Origin of the sequence: Vibrio sp. 1167 (assembly GCF_033340375.1) — a bacterium.
GTDB classification, from domain to species: Bacteria; Pseudomonadota; Gammaproteobacteria; order Enterobacterales; family Vibrionaceae; genus Vibrio; species Vibrio alginolyticus.
In genome coordinates, this window is record NZ_JAWOWK010000004.1 from 257656 (window position 1) to 277732 (window position 20077).

The 20077-nt window shown below is 44.0% G+C and carries 22 protein-coding genes; 10 read left to right on the forward strand and 12 right to left on the reverse strand.

The features are described from left to right. Nucleotides 1-435 precede the first annotated feature (435 nt). Entirely contained in the window at nucleotides 436-744 is a 309-nt protein-coding gene (gene bolA, locus R7Z78_RS10635) for a transcriptional regulator BolA (RefSeq protein ID WP_005380262.1), read from the reverse strand. 243 nt (nucleotides 745-987) lie between these two features. Between bolA and R7Z78_RS10640 the strand changes: the two genes are divergently transcribed. The 4 genes from R7Z78_RS10640 to R7Z78_RS10655 all read left to right on the forward strand — a co-directional run bounded on the left by R7Z78_RS10640 (nucleotide 988) and on the right by R7Z78_RS10655 (nucleotide 4713). Then, on the forward strand, nucleotides 988-2142 hold the full coding sequence (locus R7Z78_RS10640) for a methyltransferase (RefSeq protein ID WP_005391754.1): 1155 nt from the start codon (nucleotides 988-990) through the stop codon (nucleotides 2140-2142). Nucleotides 2143-2174: 32 nt separating this feature from the next. Continuing rightward, nucleotides 2175-2744, forward strand: a complete 570-nt coding sequence (locus R7Z78_RS10645; protein ID WP_005380259.1) for a YajG family lipoprotein — start codon at nucleotides 2175-2177, stop codon at nucleotides 2742-2744. After that, nucleotides 2744-3289 carry a peptidylprolyl isomerase gene (locus R7Z78_RS10650; RefSeq protein ID WP_017636023.1) on the forward strand — a complete coding sequence of 182 codons (546 nt, stop codon included), beginning with the start codon at nucleotides 2744-2746 and terminating at the stop codon, nucleotides 3287-3289. The genes R7Z78_RS10645 and R7Z78_RS10650 overlap by 1 nt, the downstream gene beginning before the upstream one ends. 71 nt (nucleotides 3290-3360) lie before the next feature. Further along, on the forward strand, nucleotides 3361-4713 hold the full coding sequence (locus R7Z78_RS10655) for an AmpG family muropeptide MFS transporter (RefSeq protein WP_005380257.1): 1353 nt from the start codon (nucleotides 3361-3363) through the stop codon (nucleotides 4711-4713). A 63-nt stretch (nucleotides 4714-4776) separates the two neighbouring features. On the opposite strand, the gene R7Z78_RS10660 is transcribed toward R7Z78_RS10655, so the two are convergent. Genes R7Z78_RS10660 through R7Z78_RS10675 form a run of 4 tightly spaced genes read right to left on the reverse strand, consistent with a single transcriptional unit; the run spans nucleotide 4777 to nucleotide 8013 of the window. Then, nucleotides 4777-5436: a ChrR family anti-sigma-E factor gene (locus tag R7Z78_RS10660; protein ID WP_005380256.1), complete on the reverse strand. Its 660-nt coding sequence runs from the start codon at nucleotides 5434-5436 to the stop codon at nucleotides 4777-4779. Continuing rightward, on the reverse strand, nucleotides 5433-6017 hold the full coding sequence (locus R7Z78_RS10665; RefSeq protein ID WP_005380255.1) for an RNA polymerase sigma factor: 585 nt from the start codon (nucleotides 6015-6017) through the stop codon (nucleotides 5433-5435). The genes R7Z78_RS10660 and R7Z78_RS10665 overlap by 4 nt, the downstream gene beginning before the upstream one ends. 44 nt (nucleotides 6018-6061) lie before the next feature. Further along, nucleotides 6062-7420, reverse strand: coding sequence for a DUF4397 domain-containing protein (locus R7Z78_RS10670; protein ID WP_104975542.1), 1359 nt, complete (start codon nucleotides 7418-7420; stop codon nucleotides 6062-6064). Further along, nucleotides 7417-8013, reverse strand: coding sequence for an LON peptidase substrate-binding domain-containing protein (locus tag R7Z78_RS10675; RefSeq protein ID WP_005380253.1), 597 nt, complete (start codon nucleotides 8011-8013; stop codon nucleotides 7417-7419). The genes R7Z78_RS10670 and R7Z78_RS10675 overlap by 4 nt, the downstream gene beginning before the upstream one ends. A 323-nt stretch (nucleotides 8014-8336) precedes the next feature. Here R7Z78_RS10675 and R7Z78_RS10680 point away from each other — a divergent pair, with 323 nt between their 5' ends. The 4 genes from R7Z78_RS10680 to csdA all read left to right on the forward strand — a co-directional run bounded on the left by R7Z78_RS10680 (nucleotide 8337) and on the right by csdA (nucleotide 11940). Further along, entirely contained in the window at nucleotides 8337-9134 is a 798-nt protein-coding gene (locus R7Z78_RS10680; RefSeq protein ID WP_005385292.1) for an outer membrane protein OmpK, read from the forward strand. Between the two features lie 108 nt (nucleotides 9135-9242). Next, nucleotides 9243-10133: a 2-dehydropantoate 2-reductase gene (gene panE, locus R7Z78_RS10685; RefSeq protein ID WP_104975543.1), complete on the forward strand. Its 891-nt coding sequence runs from the start codon at nucleotides 9243-9245 to the stop codon at nucleotides 10131-10133. Further along, nucleotides 10130-10729, forward strand: a complete 600-nt coding sequence (locus R7Z78_RS10690; protein ID WP_005385285.1) for a DJ-1 family glyoxalase III — start codon at nucleotides 10130-10132, stop codon at nucleotides 10727-10729. The genes panE and R7Z78_RS10690 overlap by 4 nt, the downstream gene beginning before the upstream one ends. Then, nucleotides 10729-11940: a cysteine desulfurase CsdA gene (csdA, locus tag R7Z78_RS10695; protein WP_005385281.1), complete on the forward strand. Its 1212-nt coding sequence runs from the start codon at nucleotides 10729-10731 to the stop codon at nucleotides 11938-11940. The genes R7Z78_RS10690 and csdA overlap by 1 nt, the downstream gene beginning before the upstream one ends. Nucleotides 11941-11973: 33 nt before the next feature. Here the strand turns inward: csdA and R7Z78_RS10700 are convergent, their stop codons facing one another. The 5 genes from R7Z78_RS10700 to R7Z78_RS10720 all read right to left on the reverse strand — a co-directional run bounded on the left by R7Z78_RS10700 (nucleotide 11974) and on the right by R7Z78_RS10720 (nucleotide 16393). Next, nucleotides 11974-12894, reverse strand: a complete 921-nt coding sequence (locus tag R7Z78_RS10700) for a sensor domain-containing diguanylate cyclase (RefSeq protein WP_104975544.1) — start codon at nucleotides 12892-12894, stop codon at nucleotides 11974-11976. 309 nt (nucleotides 12895-13203) lie between these two features. Next, nucleotides 13204-13632, reverse strand: a complete 429-nt coding sequence (gene csdE, locus R7Z78_RS10705) for a cysteine desulfurase sulfur acceptor subunit CsdE (RefSeq protein WP_005385278.1) — start codon at nucleotides 13630-13632, stop codon at nucleotides 13204-13206. Between the two features lie 19 nt (nucleotides 13633-13651). Continuing rightward, nucleotides 13652-14461, reverse strand: coding sequence for a tRNA cyclic N6-threonylcarbamoyladenosine(37) synthase TcdA (tcdA, locus tag R7Z78_RS10710; RefSeq protein WP_031780958.1), 810 nt, complete (start codon nucleotides 14459-14461; stop codon nucleotides 13652-13654). A gap of 99 nt (nucleotides 14462-14560) precedes the next feature. Then, the gene (gene mltA, locus R7Z78_RS10715) at nucleotides 14561-15664 is read right to left on the reverse strand and encodes a murein transglycosylase A (RefSeq protein ID WP_005391723.1); all 1104 of its coding nucleotides are present in this window, start codon (nucleotides 15662-15664) and stop codon (nucleotides 14561-14563) included. Nucleotides 15665-15937: 273 nt separating this feature from the next. Next, entirely contained in the window at nucleotides 15938-16393 is a 456-nt protein-coding gene (locus tag R7Z78_RS10720; protein ID WP_005380234.1) for a DUF2850 domain-containing protein, read from the reverse strand. 162 nt (nucleotides 16394-16555) lie between these two features. Here R7Z78_RS10720 and argA point away from each other — a divergent pair, with 162 nt between their 5' ends. Both argA and R7Z78_RS10730 read left to right on the forward strand, forming a co-directional pair. Next, nucleotides 16556-17893: an amino-acid N-acetyltransferase gene (argA, locus tag R7Z78_RS10725; protein WP_012841478.1), complete on the forward strand. Its 1338-nt coding sequence runs from the start codon at nucleotides 16556-16558 to the stop codon at nucleotides 17891-17893. Nucleotides 17894-18310: 417 nt separating this feature from the next. Then, complete coding sequence (locus R7Z78_RS10730) at nucleotides 18311-18499, forward strand: hypothetical protein (protein ID WP_005380230.1); 189 nt, start codon at nucleotides 18311-18313, stop codon at nucleotides 18497-18499. A gap of 48 nt (nucleotides 18500-18547) precedes the next feature. Here R7Z78_RS10730 and R7Z78_RS10735 read toward each other — a convergent pair whose 3' ends face one another. Together R7Z78_RS10735 and R7Z78_RS10740 are read right to left on the reverse strand one after the other, a co-directional pair. Beyond that, the gene (locus R7Z78_RS10735) at nucleotides 18548-18919 is read right to left on the reverse strand and encodes a hypothetical protein (RefSeq protein ID WP_031780957.1); all 372 of its coding nucleotides are present in this window, start codon (nucleotides 18917-18919) and stop codon (nucleotides 18548-18550) included. Further along, nucleotides 18907-19917: a LysM peptidoglycan-binding domain-containing protein gene (locus R7Z78_RS10740; RefSeq protein ID WP_054574840.1), complete on the reverse strand. Its 1011-nt coding sequence runs from the start codon at nucleotides 19915-19917 to the stop codon at nucleotides 18907-18909. The genes R7Z78_RS10735 and R7Z78_RS10740 overlap by 13 nt, the downstream gene beginning before the upstream one ends. Nucleotides 19918-20077: the final 160 nt, after the last annotated feature.

The window sequence follows — 20077 nt, forward strand, 5'->3', positions numbered from 1 at the left end:
TGATTGCGTAACTTTTAGACACGACATCAGTGTCCGGTTTTGATGTTGTTTTAAACATCAAAATCGCAACATCCTATTAAAAATCTCGTCACAAGGAATACGCGAGATTTATCAGGTGCCGTAGTCTAGCATTTTTTAGGAACTTGATGCCATGATCAATCATTAGAATAGAGGGGTTATTTCGGTAGAATCAGGTCTAAAAGGTCAAAGAATAGTCATAACTTTGACCCATCGCACAAATGCCATATTCCATACATATCTTATGGAAAAGTGATATTCATCGCCTGAAATATTCTGCAATTTCCATTCATTTGTTGAAACACTGTTAACACATTTTTTAACCAGAATTTGTGCCACGTCAACGTCCCTAAAGAATGTAAAACGAAAAAAGATGGCCTTAAGCCACCTTTCTCTGCACCTTTATATCTTGCGTTTTTAGTGACCACCACCCATACACATCGGGCTATCAGGGGCGCCATCTTGTTCACGCTTCCACTCTTCATCAGTGTATGTATGAATAGCTAATGCATGAATGTGGTTGTCCAGTTCATCTGCCAAAATTTGATGAACTTGACGATGGCGCCCAATCAAACGCTGTCCCGCGAACGAATCACTCACAACAATCACTTTGAAATGACTCTCTGAGCCTGGTGGCACATTATGCATGTAGCTCTCATTAATGACTTTGAGATAGCTGGGTTGCAGCTCACTGTGTAGTTTCTTCTCTATGATTTCTTGGATCATATTCGTTCCTCATTGATGCGAATTCCATAAGTATATACCTAAGTAAAGCAGACATGCATCACTCAAACGTCACTCTCATTATTGACGCACTTTGTAGACATATTGTCTCAAGGCGCTCGACTCCATGAACATGCCTAGAGAGCAGCCATCACTGAACTCGTAAAATTTGACAGCTTTTTGTATCTCGACACGTCATCATTTGCGACAATAACACTTAATTTCTAAATCAACTTACATTTAGCTATGAAAACCGAACTGAACCTTCACGAGCGAAGCTTAACACTTCATCGTTTCCCAAAACGTAGTAACGAAACGCTACAAGCGTGGGATGCCGGTGATGAGTATCTTATTAATCATGTTGAAGAGCTTGCTTTGCCAGACAATCAAAACATCCTCGTGATTAATGACAGCTTTGGTGCCCTCTCCTGCTGGTTTTCGGAAAAACACCATGTAACGCTAATGAGTGATTCATTCATCTCACATAAAGGTGCACAGCAAAATCTCGAGCAAAACCAGTGCAATAAAGTAGCGTTTGCCACCACGATGGACCTCGTTCCTGCCAATATTGATCTCGTCTTGCTGCAACTGCCCAAAAGTAACCGCCATCTAGTGTGGATACTAAGCCAATTAAGAAAGGCGCTACCGGCTTCCTGCCCCGTCATTGCAGTCAATAAAGCGAAAGACATTCATACTTCGACGCTAAAACTGTTTGAAAAATACTTAGGCGAAACAAAAACATCTTTGGCCTGGAAAAAGCACAGATTGGTGTTTTCTCAAGCAACAGTTGAGCCTCCGATTGAAGTAATGCCTTTCACGACTTGGCGCGTTGATGGCGAAGATATCGAACTCAAGAACATGCCAAATGTCTATTCAGGAGAAAGTTTAGATTTAGGTGCACGCTTTATGCTGCAGCACCTGCCTCAAGACCCTTCGATAGACAATGTCATCGACCTCGGCTGCGGCAATGGTGTTCTGTCTGTTAAATTTGGTCAGTTGAATCCAAATGCTCGGCTAACATGTGTTGATGAAAGTTTTATGGCGCTTGAATCAGCAAAACAGAACCTACGCGACAACCTTGGTGAAAATAGAGACATACAGTGCATAGCGAACAATTGCTTGGACGGTTTTAAACACAGCAGCAGCTCTATGGTTATGTGTAATCCACCGTTTCATCAACAACAGGCAATCACCGATCATATTGCTTGGCAAATGTTCTGCGATGCTAAACAAGTATTAAGTGGAAATGGCCGTTTACTGGTTATCGGAAATCGTCACCTCGGGTACGACGCAAAACTCAAACGTCTGTTTGGCGATAAAAATGTGAAACTTATCGCTTCCAACAATAAGTTTGTGATTTTACAGGCTACAAAAAATCCTGCTAAATTAAGCGCAAAATAAGCTTTAGCAAAATAGTTAAAAGGAATAATAAAATGAGAAAATTGGTACTTGCGGCTTCGGTTGCGTTGCTTGCTGCGTGTTCAGCCCCTCAACAACCTCAGCTGAACCTGATGCCAGAAAGCACATTGAGCACCAATCCAATTGTTCAAGGCAAGACTTACAGTTTGACCAGCAAAGATGTACGTGCAGCGCAATACGTGGCGTTGGTGGATAACGGCCGTTCGAACATTCTTCCTCTTCATGCTAAACAGAATTTACGTATTGCGTTAGAAGAAGCATTAGAGAAGCAATTCTCATCTCAAGGTTTCCATGCGGATCTAAACAGCAACAACGCGATTGAATTGAGCGTTCAAGAAGCGTTGGTCAACGTGAAGCATTCGGTGATGGAAAATGAGATGGACGCTAAAGTTGTGCTGGAAATCACAGCAGAGACACCTGAGGGCAAGCTAGTCAAAACTTATACAGGTACAGCAAAGCGATCTGGCACATTGAGTGCTTCTGATGCCGATATTGAAGAGACATTGAATGATGTGGTGACATTAACGCTTAAAGAGATTGCCAATGACCCTGAGCTTCGTCAATACATGCAGGAGCGTTTCTAATGTTACGCAAAGCGATTCTGTCTTTAGCATTACTCAGCTGCAGCGTTTGGGCTGGGCCAAAAGTAGCGTTTGAAACGACCCTTGGTTCATTTACGGTTGAGTTAAACGAAGAGAAAGCACCTATCACTGTCGCTAATTTTCTGAAATATGTAGAAGATGGGAGCTACGAAGGTACTATTTTTCATCGTATTATCCCAGGCTTCATGGCACAAGGTGGCGGCTTTAACCAAGATATGCAGATGGTGAAAACATACGCGCCAATCAAAAACGAAGGAAATAATGGCCTAAACAATGACCGTACTACCATCGCCATGGCACGAACTAATGCACCAAACTCTGCAACTCGTCAGTTTTTCGTCAACTTAGTCGACAATGACTTTCTCAACTATGGCGCTCGACCACCAGGTTATGCTGTATTTGGTGAGGTTACTGAGGGGTTCGACGTTATCCAGAAAATGGCTCAGCAGCCGACCACGACAGTAGGCCGAATGCGTGATGTACCAGAGACGCAAATCGTCATCACCAAAGCTACACTACTTAAATAGCCAAAACGATAAGCCCTTTGAATAATCGAAGGGCTTTCTCTTTCAACGGCTTCATTTTATTGGATTGATTTATGTCTTCATTACCTTCCATCACTTGGTTGGAAACGGTAAAAAGTTACCTCGATAAACGACTCATGTGGGTTTTCATGCTGGGCTGCTCTAGCGGCTTTCCGTGGGTTCTTATCGGTTCAAACATGTCAGGTTGGCTAAAAGATGCCGGCTTGACCCTCTCCGCAATTGGCTATTTTGGTAGCGTTTTTGCGGTCTATGCGATCAACTTTCTGTGGGCACCTCTGGTTGACCGCGTGAAGCTGCCAGTCCTCTTTAGACTACTGGGGCAAAGACGTAGCTGGATTTTCTTTTGTCAAAGTATCGTACTCGTCGCTACCCTATTTATTGCCGGCGTTAATCCAGCGGAAAACTTGGTGTTTGCGTCACTACTCGCCTTGTGCATTGCAACGGCTTCAGCGACACAAGACATCGCAATTGATGCTTTTCGTATTGATACTTTCCCAAAGTCAGAAGAGTCTAAACTGCCTCAAGCTTCTGCAATGGCGGTCATTGGCTGGTGGACAGGTTATTCACTACCGGGTTATTTAGCGTTTGTTAATGCTGACAGTGTCGGTTGGAATGGTGTGTACTACGGGATGGCGGTGATAGTCGGCATTCTAATGGTCTTTACGATTTTAGTCGGTGAACCGAAGACTCAACGCGAACAACTTCAGTCTGCCGCTGAACAACGCCACAAAGAAGTGGTTGGTTCAAAAGTCGTAGCTTGGTTTACCGTGACTGTTGTAGAACCTTTCCTTGATTTCTTTAATCGCAATGGCGTCCGTGTCGCGATTACTCTGTTGCTGTTCGTTTTCCTATTTAAAATTGGCGAAGCGTTTTTGGGCAGGATGTCGATCGCGTTCTATAAAGATATTGGTTTTAGCAATGAACAAATTGGCTATTACTCCAAACTGATCGGTTGGGGAGCCACCATCTTCTTTACTTTTGTCGGAAGCATGTTCAACGTTAGGTTTGGTATTGTACGTGGATTAATGATCGGCGGTATTGCTATGTCTGCCAGTAACTTGATGTTTGCTTGGATTGCTTCGGTAGGCCCAAACGAGCACTTGTACTTAGCCACGATTATTGTCGATAACTTTACGACTGCTTTCTCAACTGTCGCTTTTGTTTCATTTTTGACGATTCTAACCGGGCAAGCATTTTCGGCAACTCAGTATGCGTTGCTTGCCTCTCTAGGAAACTTCGGACGGACGACTCTTGCTTCTTTCAGTGGCGAGCTAGTGGATTATCTTAATGATTGGAGCACATTCTTCGTGCTTACCGCTGTCATGGTCGTGCCAAGCTTGATTATGTTGTACTCGCTACGACATTACTTTGATGCTCTATTGGAAAAAGCACGTCACAAACATTAACGAAACATATAAAAAACCACCGAATTCGGTGGTTTTTGTTTTGCGAGATATAAGATAAGAGGTCTATGGGTATAACCCTTTACCAAACATATTAAATATACGTGCCACGCCTTGAGTAAAGATCATCGGCTCAGTCAATACGGTTAAACACAAGCAGTCTTCTCCGGCCTTAGTGTAAGGGCTGTGCTTCACTGATGCGTCTCTAATCATCAAATCGCCTTCTTCATATTGGCCATCCTCGTCACTAAATCCACCATGTAGGATCAATGTAGACTCCAGGCCTTTGTGCGTATGTTGAGGAATTTGCACATCTTCCCCGATGTACATTAAGCTGACACGAGCGTCTTCCCCTAGGTCAATCTGAGCACTGAAAACCTTGCCTCCGTAACTTCTCCATGACCCTACGAGGTCAGAGAAACGCGCTAGAGTTTTAGGAAGAGCGAAACTTTTTCCTGCCACATTAACGGCAGCAGAGTCGCGGATCACGATATTATCAGTCGCTGGCTCCGCATTGATGATGTCATTAAACATGTCGTCAAATTCAGAAACATACTCAGAAGGTATGTCACTTACGATGTTCGCTTGACTTGCTTCGACTTGGTTCACATAAGCTCGGCACTTGGTGCATGTTTCTAAATGGGTTGCGACCACAAGACCAGAAACTGCATCAATGCTTCCCGAAGCGTATGCTTCTAACAAGCTGTTATCTGGGTGTTTGTTCATAGTTGCTCCGTATGCATTGAATGCCTTAGCTTTTCTACTGCAAGCCTCAGCCTGGATTTTACAGTACCGAGGGGTATATCAAATAATTCCGCGACCTGTTGATGAGGTAGCTCTTCAAGATATACCGCTTGTAAAACATCTCTCTGGTTTTTCGGTAATATATCTAAAAACTTAACCACCTGTTCTTTCAACATATCTTGTTCTGGTGAATAGTGATCAACAAGATCAGGTGGATAATACTCTGACGGCCAAATGTCATCAGAATGAATGTGTAATTCCTTACCTTTCTGTTTTCTCAGCAAATCAAAACAAAGGTTTCGGATTATGGTATATATCCAAGTCGATAACGCGCTCTTTTCACCATCATAGAGGTGCGCTTTCTGCCAAACTGTCGCCATGGTCTCTTGCACCATCTCCATAGCAACTTGCTCATTACCAACATGTTTGTAAGCGAATTGCTTCAGCTTGGGTGCGTAAAAACGGAATACAAAAGCGAACGCATCTTTGTCTCGAGCCTTCACTTTATCCATGTAATCGTTCCAATCACTGCGCCCCAGTTTTTTCGGGCTATCACTCATCATAATCGGCCTTAATTTGTGGGAGGAGTCTCCTCCTCCCATTCGTCCTAATCGGTCACGTCATCGACCAACAAGTTGAAACCACCGTTGTTCCCATCACCAATGGCAACGACTTGGTACACAACACCGTTCATTACATTGACTGGTGCTGAGTCAACCGCAACAATACTTGGGTTACCAGCCACTGTTACCGTTACATAATATGTACCTTCAGCGACATATAATCCTTGTACGCTATTTTTATACGCAAAATTAGCAATAGTTGGATCACTTCCATCTATTCCTGCACTCGTAGTGAGGTAAATATCCACCATTTCCGCTATAGGATTAGCCGCAGCGTGTGTCACATTCAATGTCGCGCTAGTCGCCACAGCGCGTCTCATATCTTCAACAACCAGAGCTTCGATATCAATCGCTGGGCTAACAACACCGACTGCATAAACACTGTAATCCATTCCACCTGCAACCATTAACCCGTCAACATCTATGATCGGATTGGTTGTTGTGCCATCCACGTAAACGTCAATATCGTAAGCGCCAGCAGCAAGATCCAAATAACCACGAATCTCTTTGAACGCTAAGTCGGCAAGAGGAGCGAAGGCCGCCCCGTTAACGTTAACATCGACGACTGGCGCTCCATCGACAAGGTGTCCGACTCTTACTTCAGCTTGGCTGCCCATATCTTCAATTATAGAAGAGCCCGAACCGTCCAACACCAAGAGTTTGACAGGTGACGTGCTATTCGAATCTCCTGTGCCGATAGCGGCAATCGTCAAGTTGGAATTAGCCGCAAGAGGTACTGTGCCGGAGTCAAAAGCAACGCTGTCTCCTACGGCAAGTCGAACTTGATACTCACCAGCTGGGATGTTCAATACGTCGGTAGAAGCTTTGTAAGCAAGGTTAGTTATTGGAGTCGCGCTAGCAAGAGCAACACCTGGCTCAGTGACATAAAGATCAACAGCAGGAACGCGTGAAGCTGCATGAACAACTTGAACATCTAGACTATTGGCATCAGCCATTGAATCGGCGCTGCGAGTCACAACTAAAGGCTCAACTGGGTTTGGCGAACCATCGGCATCGCCAACAACGAACACGTTATAATTGAGGTCGGAATCAAGATCTAGTTCTGTTTTAGGTATTACGGTCGCGGTTTCATTACCTGGGAGCTGAACATCGACCTGAATCGAATTCATCCCCTCTCGCAATTTAACGTAGCCAGATCCCACACCATAATCAACATTCGTTAATGATGGTTTATCGTTGATCCACACATTTGCAAGCGGCGCATCAGAAGACGCGTGCACTGCTTGTAAATTGGAATACTCGATAGTGTCACTGTCGGAGCCACACGCCGCCAGTCCTAATGCCGCCACCATAGTTAGCGCAGCTCTGCCAAATCCTTTCATATCCTTGCCTCTTTGTTAGTCGGGGCTTCTATGGCTTCTGTCAGAAATTGCAACGCAGGAATGCAGTTCTCTGCGCCAACGAGCTGTTCGAACAGATTGCAGTCTAAAGGAAGTAATTCAAGCCAGCGCTGGGTCACCCAAGCTGAGTCATCGTAAAAACGATGCTGGTAGAGGTTTCCAAGTTGAGGAAACTCTTCATAAACATGGGATAACTGCTGGCTTAAATAGAAGAAATCTGGTGAGTTGTCTGGATGTTGCCAATTGTCTAACCATTCGACCTCTGCATGGCGTAAGCCGTCCGCATCTGCACGAACTCGTTTGACAACAAAGCGTTTCTCACCAGCGACTGTAATACCAAGAAGACCATCACTGAGTGTTTCAAAATCAACAATCCTGACCAAAGTTCCGATAGATGAAACGTTACCCACGTCTTTAGGGTCACCTTCACTTCCTACTAGGCAAACTCCAAAACCCACATTTTGTAGGCTGCATTCCTTTACCATTCGCTTATATCGTGGCTCAAAAATGCGCAGATTCATTTTACCTTCAGGGAGTACAACTGAAGTGAGTGGGAATAACATGACTTCTTTCATTCAAACGTCCTCTTTGATTCACGGATACATACGACTCCCTTATCACTCCGATCACTAACGATTTATGTTGGTTAATCGACTGGCTTAAAAAGTCATAAAATCGCTCACGCAAACGATCCAAATCACACATTTATTGCAATAAAATGCAACAAACAAAAAGTTCCGTAAATAAAGATAATTTCGTGATGCAACTCACCAAAAACGTTTCATTTTGCACCCTTTATCACTTTCATTTGGGATTTTTATCGCTATTATTCCCGCCAATTGGAAAGCGCAGCACAGATTGCGTGTTCTGAATCATTACAAACATAGAGAGTCCCCTTATGCGTAAATCACTTTTAGCTCTTAGCCTTCTAGCGGCTACTTCAGCTCCAGTTATGGCGGCAGATTACTCTGACGGCGATATTCACAAAAACGATTACAAGTGGATGCAATTTAACCTAATGGGTGCATTTGACGAACTTCCAGGTGAATCTTCACACGACTACCTAGAAATGGAATTCGGCGGCCGCTCTGGTATCTTCGACCTTTACGGCTACGTTGATGTATTCAACCTAACTTCTGATCCAGGTAGCGACAAAGCTGGCGCAGAGAAGATCTTTATGAAATTCGCTCCACGTATGTCTCTAGATGCGGTAACTGGTAAAGACCTATCTTTCGGTCCAGTTCAAGAGCTATACGTTGCAACTCTAATCGAGTGGGGTGGTAACTCTGGTGTTAACTCTCAAAAAATCGGTCTAGGTTCTGACGTAATGGTTCCTTGGTTTGGTAAAGTTGGTGTTAACCTATACGGCACTTACGACGGCAACAAAAAGGATTGGAACGGTTTCCAAATCTCGACTAACTGGTTCAAACCATTCTACTTCTTCGAGAACGGTTCATTCATCTCTTACCAAGGCTACATCGATTACCAATTCGGTATGGATGATGATGCTGGTAACAAGTTTGGTTCAACCGCGTCAAACGGTGGTGCAATGTTCAACGGTATCTACTGGCACTCAGACCGCTTCGCAGTGGGTTACGGTCTAAAAGGTTACAAAGACGTGTACGGTATCAAAGATACTGATGGGTTCAAGTCAACTGGCTTTGGCCACTACCTTGCTGTAACTTACAAGTTCTAATTGAACCACTAAGTTTGCTCAAAAATGGCGCCTTTCGGCGCCATTTTTATTTGCTTTCCTTTTTTCCCTCATTATCCTTGCAGCAAACCTTTTTAATGAGAGCGTTTGGTGAATATCCTTATCCTCGGTCCAGGTGCGGTGGGCTCACTCTGGGCAACAAAATTTAAGCTTGCCGGGCACAATGTTTCATTGTGGGGAAGAAGTTCTGAAAGCCAACAATCACTTCAGTTGGATGACACACCCGCAATCGTATTCAGTAATCAAGATATTTCCTACGTAAATAAAGCAGATCTCATTTTGATCACGGTAAAAGCTTGGCAAATGGAAGACGCCATTCAGCCTTTACTGCCTCATATCAACGCATACACGATTATCATGCTGATGCACAATGGTATGGGTACCGCCTCTGCCGTGGAGAAGGCTCTGCCAAACAATCCTATCGTGCTCGCCACAACGACGCACGGCGCATACAAACCAGATAACCAACACGTACTGCATACCGGTCACGGAACAACGCAAGTGGGTGGTTATAATGACAAAGGAATGCAGTGCGCTTTTCTGCAAGATGTTATGCATCATGCTCTTCCAGAGGTCATTTGGAATCCACACATCCAATCTGCGTTATGGACTAAGTTAGCAATTAACTGCGCGATTAACCCACTGACTGCGATTCACCAGTGTAAGAATGGTGAGCTTGCGCAGCCCGAGTTTAAGATACAACTCGAAAGCATCACTCAAGAACTGGTTGAAGTAATGAGTAAAGAAGGTATTGCTATCGAGTTTCGCTCTCTTTTCGATACGGTAATGCAAGTGGTGAACGCCACAGCTGAGAACTATTCTTCAATGAGGCAAGACGTATTCCATCAACGTCGAACGGAAATTGATTTTATAACCGGATACTTGTTAAAGGCTGCCGAGAAACATCGTATCAATACGCCTGAGAATTTAAAACTTTACCAACGCATCAAACAAATAGAACAAAGCTGGACAGAACAATGAGTAAGAAAATCTTAGTGCCAATCGCTCCAGGCACCGAAGAAATGGAAGCCGTCACCGTTATCGACATGATGGTTCGCGCGGGTTATGACGTTACGGTAGCGAGTGCTGCTTTTGATGGATCATTGACGATGAAAGCTTCTCGCGGAGTCACATTAACGGCAGATTGTAAGCTAGTCGATATCGCTGATGATGAGTTTGATGCCATAGCACTGTCTGGTGGTGTTGGTGGTGCAGAAATTTTCCGTGATAGTACGGTGATGATAGAAATCCTTAAGCAGCACATCTACGAGGGAAAATTGGTTGCTGCTATCTGCGCATCACCGGCGTTGGTATTGCAACACCATGATCTTTTCCCACAATCACTGATGACCTGTCACCCGAGCTTTCAGTCACATATCCCGGAAGAGAAGTGGCGCAGCAAACGCGTGACCTTTGATATCAACCACAACCTGATCACTAGTCAAGGTCCGGGTACAGCTTTAGAGTTCGCGATGGAAGTAATCATTCAACTCTCAGGTAAAAAACACGCATGGTCAGTTGCTGAACCAATGATCCCTCTGCCTACTCTGCACTACCACAAGCTTGGTGAAGAATAATGTTTGACGTAAATGCTGTACGCGAGCAATTTCCTGCTCTAAACCAATCCGTCAACGATACGCCCTTAGTGTATCTAGATAGCGCAGCGACAACGCAAAAACCGCAATGTGTGATTAATGTCATCAGTCATTACTACAGTGCGCAAAATGCCAATGTTCACCGTGGCAGCCATAGTTTAACGGCTAATGCCACCAGCCAATTTGAAGCGGCACGAGAACGAGTGGCAAGCTTTATTGGTGCAAACAGCTCTAAAGAGATCATTTGGACACGGGGCGCAACCGAAGCACTGAACTTAATTGCTCAAACCTACGCCCGTAGCACGTTACAACCAGGTGATGAGATCTTGATTAGCGAGATGGAGCACCACGCCAACATCGTGCCCTGGCAAATCGTGGCAGAGCAAACGGGTGCTAAAGTCATTAAAGTTCCGATGACATCAGATTGCCAGTTCGACATCAGTGCATTTGAGGCGCTTCTGTCTGACCGCTGTAAAATTGTTGCTTGCGCACAAATAACCAACGTAACAGGCACACGCCAACCTATCGAAAAAATCACTGAACTGGCGCACAACGTTGGCGCGGTTGTTGTAGTTGATGGCGCGCAAGGCATCGTACATGAGCAACTTGATTTATCGACATCAGATATCGATTTCTACGTTTTCTCAGGTCACAAACTTTATGCACCAGCAGGCATTGGGGTTTTATACGGCAAGCTTAAACTTTTGGAAGCCATGCCACCATGGCACGGCGGCGGTAAAATGGTTGAACGTGTTTCTTTCGAGAAAACGACGTTTTCTGCACTTCCTGGTAAATTTGAAGCGGGCACACCAAACGTTGCGGGCGCGATTGCTCTAGCGAAAGCCATTGAGTGGTACCAAGGTTTTAACCATCACGAAGTAGAGGATCATCTCCATGTGCTTCAGGATAAGGCCTACCAAGCACTAAGCGCTTTGGATGACATCCATATTCTAGGCTATCAACCGAATGCCTCTGTACTGACGTTCGTCATGGACGGCGTTCATCACCAAGATATTGCGACGCTGCTCGATCAACAAGGCATTGCGGTACGAGCAGGACACCACTGCGCTCACCCATTGATGGATGCGCTAAATGTGAAAGGCACGGTACGCGTCTCTTTTGGTATTTATAACACGACGAACGATGTGGAAAGACTCATCGCCGCCGTAGAAAAAGCCGTCGACATGCTATAACGCCAACGGTTTGATTTGGAGTAACCAACAAGGTTACTCCATCTGCCTATCCAGAGTCGCCACGCAATTTCTGCCATTTCTTTTCGCAGCATAAAGCGCTTTATCTGCATGCGCATACAAACGTTTGGTGGTTTCATTTCTGCCTATTTCCACCACGCCTACACTCACCGTGACCGGAATTTCAATCTTTTCAAATTCGAACTGACAATTTTGAATGTGGGAACGTACTTCCTCTCCTACCTCTTTCGCCGCCGACAGAGAAGTTTCTGGCAAAATAATCGCAAACTCCTCCCCTCCGACTCTTGCAAAAATTTCGTCTTTGACGAGTAAGTGAGAAACCAAATCAGCTAAGGTCTCTAAGACATAATCCCCCGCATCATGACCACGTTTATCATTGATGACTTTAAAAAAGTCCAAATCAAACAATAACAACGCGGAGTGATAGTTCGGCTCTTGAGCTTTAATGACCTCTTCTGTGAGCTTTTCGAAAAAGACACGTCGATTGTAGATGTTGGTAAGAGCATCAATTTGGCTTTGATGGCGAAGAAGGGTTTCAACTCGGTGGCGATTGGAGATGTTGCGTGTAAGAATAAGGACAACGCGACGACCTCGGTATTTTATAGCGAGTGGGCAGATCTTGCCTTCGTAGTATAGGTCGCCTCTTGGCCCACTGTTAGCATCTATTCCCTGAATGCTGTCGGCGCACATCTTGTACTCGATCGTCACAATACTGTCTTGTTTCAGTGATCGACTGATCTGCTCGATAAACCAGTCGGCTTTATCTTTTTCAAGTACGCTGTGAAGTGTCTTACCTATCAAATTGCTTCCATCGTGATAGGCTTTTTTATCTGTTCCTCCAAAAACATCAATATAGATACCATCTTCACTCAGAATAAAAGTGGGGTCTGGCATTCCGGATAACACGTCTTGCGCATGTTCCAAGGTGAATTGCATATAGGGAGGTTCCTAGCGTTTGTACCTAAATATCCCAATCGCCTCCAAATGCGTGTCAGCATTGGGGAACAGGAGCGAATGAGGCATATGTCTACTATCTAATATAGACAAATTTTAAATACAATTGAGTTTATAAAAACCAAGTGGGCAATATAATGAACCAGGATCAATAGAAAGGTTAATTAACACTAAAATAGTCGACTATTTGCATACTTTTTATCCATATGCAAAAAATGTCTCAACTCAGAAACAAAAAACGCCAAACAGCTAGGTTATTCGGCGTTTTTTAAGAATTGGGAAAATGACTCGTTACACGGCGGTTTGCTTAATCTGCTCTACAATAGCTTTCAAGCCATTACCACGTGACGGGCTTAAATGGGAGACAAGCCCCAGTTGATCAAAATAAGCATCAATATCAAACGCTTGAATTTGATCGGCCGTTTTACCGTCATAAGCTGCCATTACCAAGGCAATCAATCCACGGACGATACGCGCATCGGAGTCCGCACAAAAATGCCAAACGCCATCTTGCTCTTTGCTCACTAACCACACCAAGCTTTCACAACCCGAAACGGTAACTTGTTCTGATTTCAGCTCTTCTGGCATTTTTGGCAGCTTTTTACCCCACTGAATAACCTGACGGTAACGATCTTCCCAGCCTTTAAATTGCTGCATAGTCGCTACAATGTCTTCGCTGGTGATATCTGTACCAAATGGAGAAACGGGAAAATCTGTCATGATGCGCTCTTCTTCTAGTTTACTGCTTATATTTTGAAATCAACTTCTCAACGATTCGCGATACCGCGACAAAGCCAAACGTTGCAGTTACGACAGTCGCCGCACCAAAACCGCTAGCGCAATCCATACGTTTTGGACCTTCCGCTGTCGACTTCACACCACACACTGAACCGTCTGCTTGAGGGTACTTCAGCTGCTCGGTTGAAAACACGCAATCAATACCAAACTTACGAGCCGGATTCTTAGGGAAGTTATGATGACGACGCAAGGTGTCTTTGATTTTCTTCGCTAGAGGATCTTGGATCGTTTTCGTTAAGTCAGCGACCATGATCTGCGTTGGGTCAACCTGACCACCAGCGCCCCCCGTGGTGATCACTTTGATCTTGTTGCTGCGGCAATACGCCAACAAAGACGCCTTCGCTTTTACGCTGTCAATCGCATCTAGCACGTAATCAAACTCTTTGCTTAAGTACTCATGTTGATTGTCTGGCGTGATGAAATCATCAATCAGATTGACTTTACACTCTGGGTTGATCAATTTGACACGCTCGGCCATAACTTCAATTTTGCTTTGGCCAACGGTGCCCGTCATCGCATGAATTTGGCGGTTAATATTCGTGACACAAACATCATCCATATCAATCAGAGTCAACTCACCGATCCCACTACGGGCCAGCGCTTCGACCGCCCATGAACCCACGCCACCAACACCAATAACACAAACGTGTGCAGCGCGAAGAATGTCCACTTCACTGTTGCCATAAAGACGACGAGTGCCGCCAAAGCGTTGATTGTAGCTGTCAGATGCTGGGGTATCGAGTTCACGCATATTGAAGTCCAGATGATCGATAGAAAAACAAAGAGTGCGATTTATACGCACTCTTTGATGAAATGTCTAGATAAGAGGCGGTTCCTCTTTCTTGGGTCGCTATTGTAGCTTTTCTGGCGGCAAAGCCCAAGGCGCTTGAGTTGGTGAGTTTTCCAGCCCAAGTTTCCAAACTCGACCAAAATGCTTGTAGTGCCCTGCTTCCGTTCCTGCTCTCGCACCAATGCCATGATACAGATCCAAATGGTTCTGTTTTACCGCACCACCAGTGTCTAAAACGATCAGCATTCGCAGTTGATGAGCACCGCTCCACGTACCATCCGCATTCAGCAATGGTACTTCCGCCAAGATTGGTGTGCCCATTGGTAAGATAGAACGGTCACCCGCGACCGCGGCCATTGGTAACAAAGGAATACCAGCCGATCCCGTTACTGGCGCTTCCGCTTTTGGCGCAAAGAAGACGTAAGAAGGGTTTTGCTCCAACAACTCGCGTACTGTTGCGTCGTCGTTGTCCATTACCCACTCTTTAATCGCTTTGAGAGACATTTTTTCACGCGGCACTTCACCACGTTCAATCAAAATGCGGCCAATACTAACGTAAGCTTTATTATTTTTCCCTGCGTACGCGAAGTACTCCAACGTATCATCATCTTCAAAATGCACATAGCCACTGCCCTGCACTTCCATCATAAACGGGTCAATACGGTTAGGCGCATAACCTAGCACTAAACCTTGGCCATCTAATGCCCCGTTGTAGATCTCCGCACGAGTCGGACAATCTGATGAGCAGTTTGGCTTGCCATAAACTGGGTACTTAAAAATGTCGTTTGGTGTATGACGCAGCTCCATCACGGGAGAAAAGTATCCGGTAAACAGCACATTACCTTTTTTATCACCACCACCCAATTGCGCGGCTTGAATGCCAAACGCACTCAACGCACTGGTATCTCCACTCTGTTGCGCCCACTCACTTAATCGTTGATATAGCGGTTGGTATATCTTCGCCATGGATGGTGACTTTATCACCACTTGCTCAGCTTGCTTGTTAAATTCAGTAAAATCGCGTGGTTTGTTAGACTCAACCACATCCACTTGATTGAGGATCTGAGGAAACTCACCATCAAGATATTGCTGAGCACGATCATTTTGTTGAGCACAGCCAAAGAGTAGGCTCAAAGAGATAATAGGAAGGAGTTTTTTTAACACGTGTCTTTTCCGTAAAAGAGAATAGCAAAAGGATGGCAAACAAATGCATACGGTGCAATTGAAAAGCAACGACAAAATGTTTCAACGCTAAGCCAATCCGTTTACTCGTTGTGAATTCATTCAGTTAATACAACATGATAGCAGCGGAAGAATTACGGAATTGTCCGGATTATGTTTGAAAGTAAGATTTACTGATTGAGAGATGAAATTGTGATCATCCATGTGACTCACAGACGCAAGAGATCTCTGCTTAACAGACAAAGATAAAAACGACTATCTTACCGCAATCCTTGCACGCCCCTCTAAACGGAATACAGGTAGATAATGTGCATTGGCATCCAGCTTCATTTCTGCATGCTGCTTACCCACAAAATTGAAGTGCCGCTCATTTGAACCCACTCGATACGAAAACGAATCCCCATCGAATTCAAAACTGGTCGCCACTGTAGAACCATTTACGGTAACACCGCGCTCACTCAACACAAATTCTTCACGAGCATAAGGCGCAACATCTTGCTCAACCCAGCGACCATAAATTGTCGATTTGGGAATGGGCGGATTAATGGTTCGAGTAATCAAATCACTATACAGCATGCACACGACAACGGTTCCAACTATCGCTATAAGCATGAGAGAACGCTCTAGCCACTTACGAAGCATTGATTTAGATGACGTTTTTGACAGATTGGAAGCAGTGATCGCAGCATTCTTATTAACAGCAGAAGACATGAGGTTCACGTATTGAGGAAAGACGCACCCATTGTAACCTTCCCTTTTAACGGGACCAAGAACCTACCTCAATATGTTTGTGCTTTATTCCAAAATTTCACCTTGCCACCAAATGAATAAAAAGGCATTATTCTAACATAATTAAACAAAGGAATGGCTGTAGTGAAAATTCGTAGTACTGCTCTCGTAAAAGGATTCCGTCAATCAACACCTTATGTCAATGCTCACCGCGGAAAAACCATGGTGATCATGCTGGGCGGAGAAGCCGTCGCACACAAAAATTTTGGCAACATTATTAATGATATCGCCCTCATGCACAGCCTCGGAATCAAAGTCGTGGTGGTGTATGGTGCACGTCCTCAAATTAATCAGCTGCTAGAAAAACAAGACCTCACTACGCCTTACCACAAAAATATCCGCATTACGGATGAATCGGCTTTATCTGTTGTTATGCAAGCTGCCGGACAACTTCAGCTTGCGATTACTGCGCGCCTATCAATGAGCCTCAACAATACTCCGATGGCAGGTACCCAGCTCAATGTCGTTAGCGGAAACTACATCATTGCCCAACCACTCGGCGTTGATGATGGTGTGGACTATTGCCATAGTGGACGTATTCGCCGCATTGACACCGACGCGATTAATCGCACGCTCGACCAAGGCTCTATTGTGCTACTTGGCCCCATTGCGAGCTCTGTGACTGGCGAGTGCTTCAATTTATTATCGGAAGAAGTCGCCACCCAACTAGCGATAAAGCTGGGTGCGGATAAGCTGATTGGTTTTTGCTCCGAACAAGGTGTCATTGATGACAACGGCAATGCTGTCGCCGAGTTACTGCCAATTGAAGCGGAGCATGTCATCAAAACACTCTCTGAAAATACGTCTCCTGACCTAGATTACAACACTGGGACACTGCGCTTTCTTAAAGGCTCTATTGCCGCTTGCCGTGCCGGAGTACCTCGTAGCCACTTGATCAGTTATAAAGTAGATGGCGCCTTAATTCAGGAGTTGTTCTCTTTCGACGGTATCGGTACCCAAGTTGTTATGGCGAGTGCTGAACAAGTGAGGCAAGCTAATATTGACGATATTGGCGGTATCTTAGACCTCATTCGCCCTTTAGAAGAACAAGGTGTACTCGTTAGGCGCTCTCGAGAGCAGCTAGAGCAAGAGATTGGAAAATTTACCATCATCGAAAAAGACGGCTTGATTATTGGCTGTGCTGCCCTTTATCCATACCCAGAAGAGCGCAAAGCTGAGATGGCTTGCGTAGCGATTCACCCTGACTATCGTGATGGAAACCGAGGTTTGTTACTGCTCAACTACATGAAACATCGTTCTAAATCCGAGACCATTGATCAAATTTTTGTCCTCACGACACACAGTTTGCATTGGTTTAGAGAGCAAGGTTTTTACGAAGTCAGTGTCGACTATTTGCCTGGAGCCAAACAAGGGTTATATAACTTCCAGCGTAAGTCCAAAATCTTAGCGTTAGATTTATAGCTTAACCTTAAATCAGGGAGCGAAACTTAACGTTCCACTATACCAACTAACCTCAAAGGGCAGGATTCAGTTCATTAACGCTCAACCCTGCACATCGAGCTTGTTTAGGAACGAGTTTGTTTAGGAGTAAGGCCACACATAAACCCTACTCCGGACTAGCGGGTCATCATGTAAACCCAACTTAGAAATGCGCAAACCATTGCTTGATTTTTGTTCCAATTTTATCTTTTAAATATACATTTGGTTGGCTATACTCTGCTCGCTAGTGATTGGTTTTTAACCAATACGAATGGATCTAGGTGATGTAATGTAGCCTTCACCCTAAAATACTGGGCAATTGAAAAACTAGTTAGCTCCGTATTGCACACCAAGGACAGTTGTTAATCTGACTTTAAATAAGCCGAGACGAGCACTGTTATGAGAACAATCATTTGTAATTCGCTTCAAAGCTTCTGGGATATGGCTGACAATCAGTTTTTAGAAGGCCTAGACGTCCACTGTGTTTTCCCCGTAAATGACGCTATCCGAGATTTTATTCTTGCTTATCAACAGCAATACAAAATACGCAGCGTGTCTTTTACCAATGCGTTTGCAAAACATGCATAAAAGAAGACCGAGCCATAAGCTCGGTCTTCTTTTACGTACGTAATCAATTCAAAACAAAATCATAGCTAACAAAGATGCAAAAATAGTGACTACGATAAAGATTAAAATAGTCCAGTACACTAGCCCAATACTTATGAACCACTTTGGGCAAACTCTACGAATATCTGTTAGCTTTCTTTTTTTGGCCAACTTAGGAAATGCAACTGCGGCAACAAGAGCTAATCCATGTATTAAGGCCCCAAAGTGAAATCCAGAAACTAAAGCAAGCTCAATATCTGTATAGTGCTCACTAGTATACGCATAGTGCTTTACTTTTTGCGGCGTGATAACAATAAGCAAAATACCTACTATCAGGTACCAAAAAACTAACAAAGCACCTGCAACAAAAAATGTAATAAAAGAAACTTCTAATAACTGCAAACTTCACCGACCTTGGTCTTACCAACTAAGTCTATATTGCTATATAACTCTTTGTATTTATCAGCAACAACTTTACCAGACGCATAACTAGCACTGGCAGAGACAACCCCTAAAGCGATAGCGCCTATCCAACCAACTGGAGTAGCCATAACTACCAGAGATATAACGGCCCCGCCAGCTAAACCAACTACTGTACTTGCTGCAGTTTCCACCAATATTTCGTTTTTCTTTGCGTTAGAGTCTGCTCTAGCTATCTGATCGCAGGCAATACCAATATTAACTGCAGTTAATACAGTGCCGCCTTTAGCTGCTACTTTTGATAACTTTGCTAACCTATCTGTATTCTTCTTAAGCGCCGCAGTAGTCATAACCCCGCCGTTTCTAGATATCCTCATAGCCTCTCGAGCTTTCTTACCATTAAAGAGAAGCTTCTCAGTTGGTCCAAGATTTTTTGCTACATTCTCTAATAGTTTTTTCCTGCGATAATCATACTGCCCTTTCGAAAACGTTCCTGATTTATAATCTCTATATAAACCATCAAGCTTTTTTAGCTCTGCAACATTTCCTTTTTCACTATCTCCTAATAAAGCCCCCATGGACGCAAAAGTAGCACCGATACCTGCGCTCGCAGGCCCCCAATTATCATCAAGCCAAGAAAGAGCCCAAAATGCTTCCTTTTCGTTTTGCGACATAGATTTCATCGTTGATTCAAATTGCGCTTGATCATGATCTGAAATGGCAATTTTAGAAGAAAACTCAGATTGCTTGGTATTTGAAACGTTCAACTTTCTCAAGTAAATAGATTGACCAGATTTAATCGAATTAGGGTCTGAAATTTTAGGGTTGTCTTTTTTTATTTGAGCAAGAGCAAAATTATAGCCATCTGTTCCAAACTTAAAATGATAAAACTTCCATATAATTCTCGTAAGAGTATCACCAGGCTTAACACTATATATGTAGCTATACCTATTAACGCTGTTAAAGTAAGTTGTATTCATTTCATTCAGATCCTTATGCCCATAATTGCGCATAATGTTAACGTTTCAGATTCAAAAACATCAATTGAAATGACTTTTCTTTCAGAAAGAGAATTGTTAAAACACAACTCATCACCAAGTTTGACATGTAACAAAGGTAAAACTGACTATAAACTAAGTC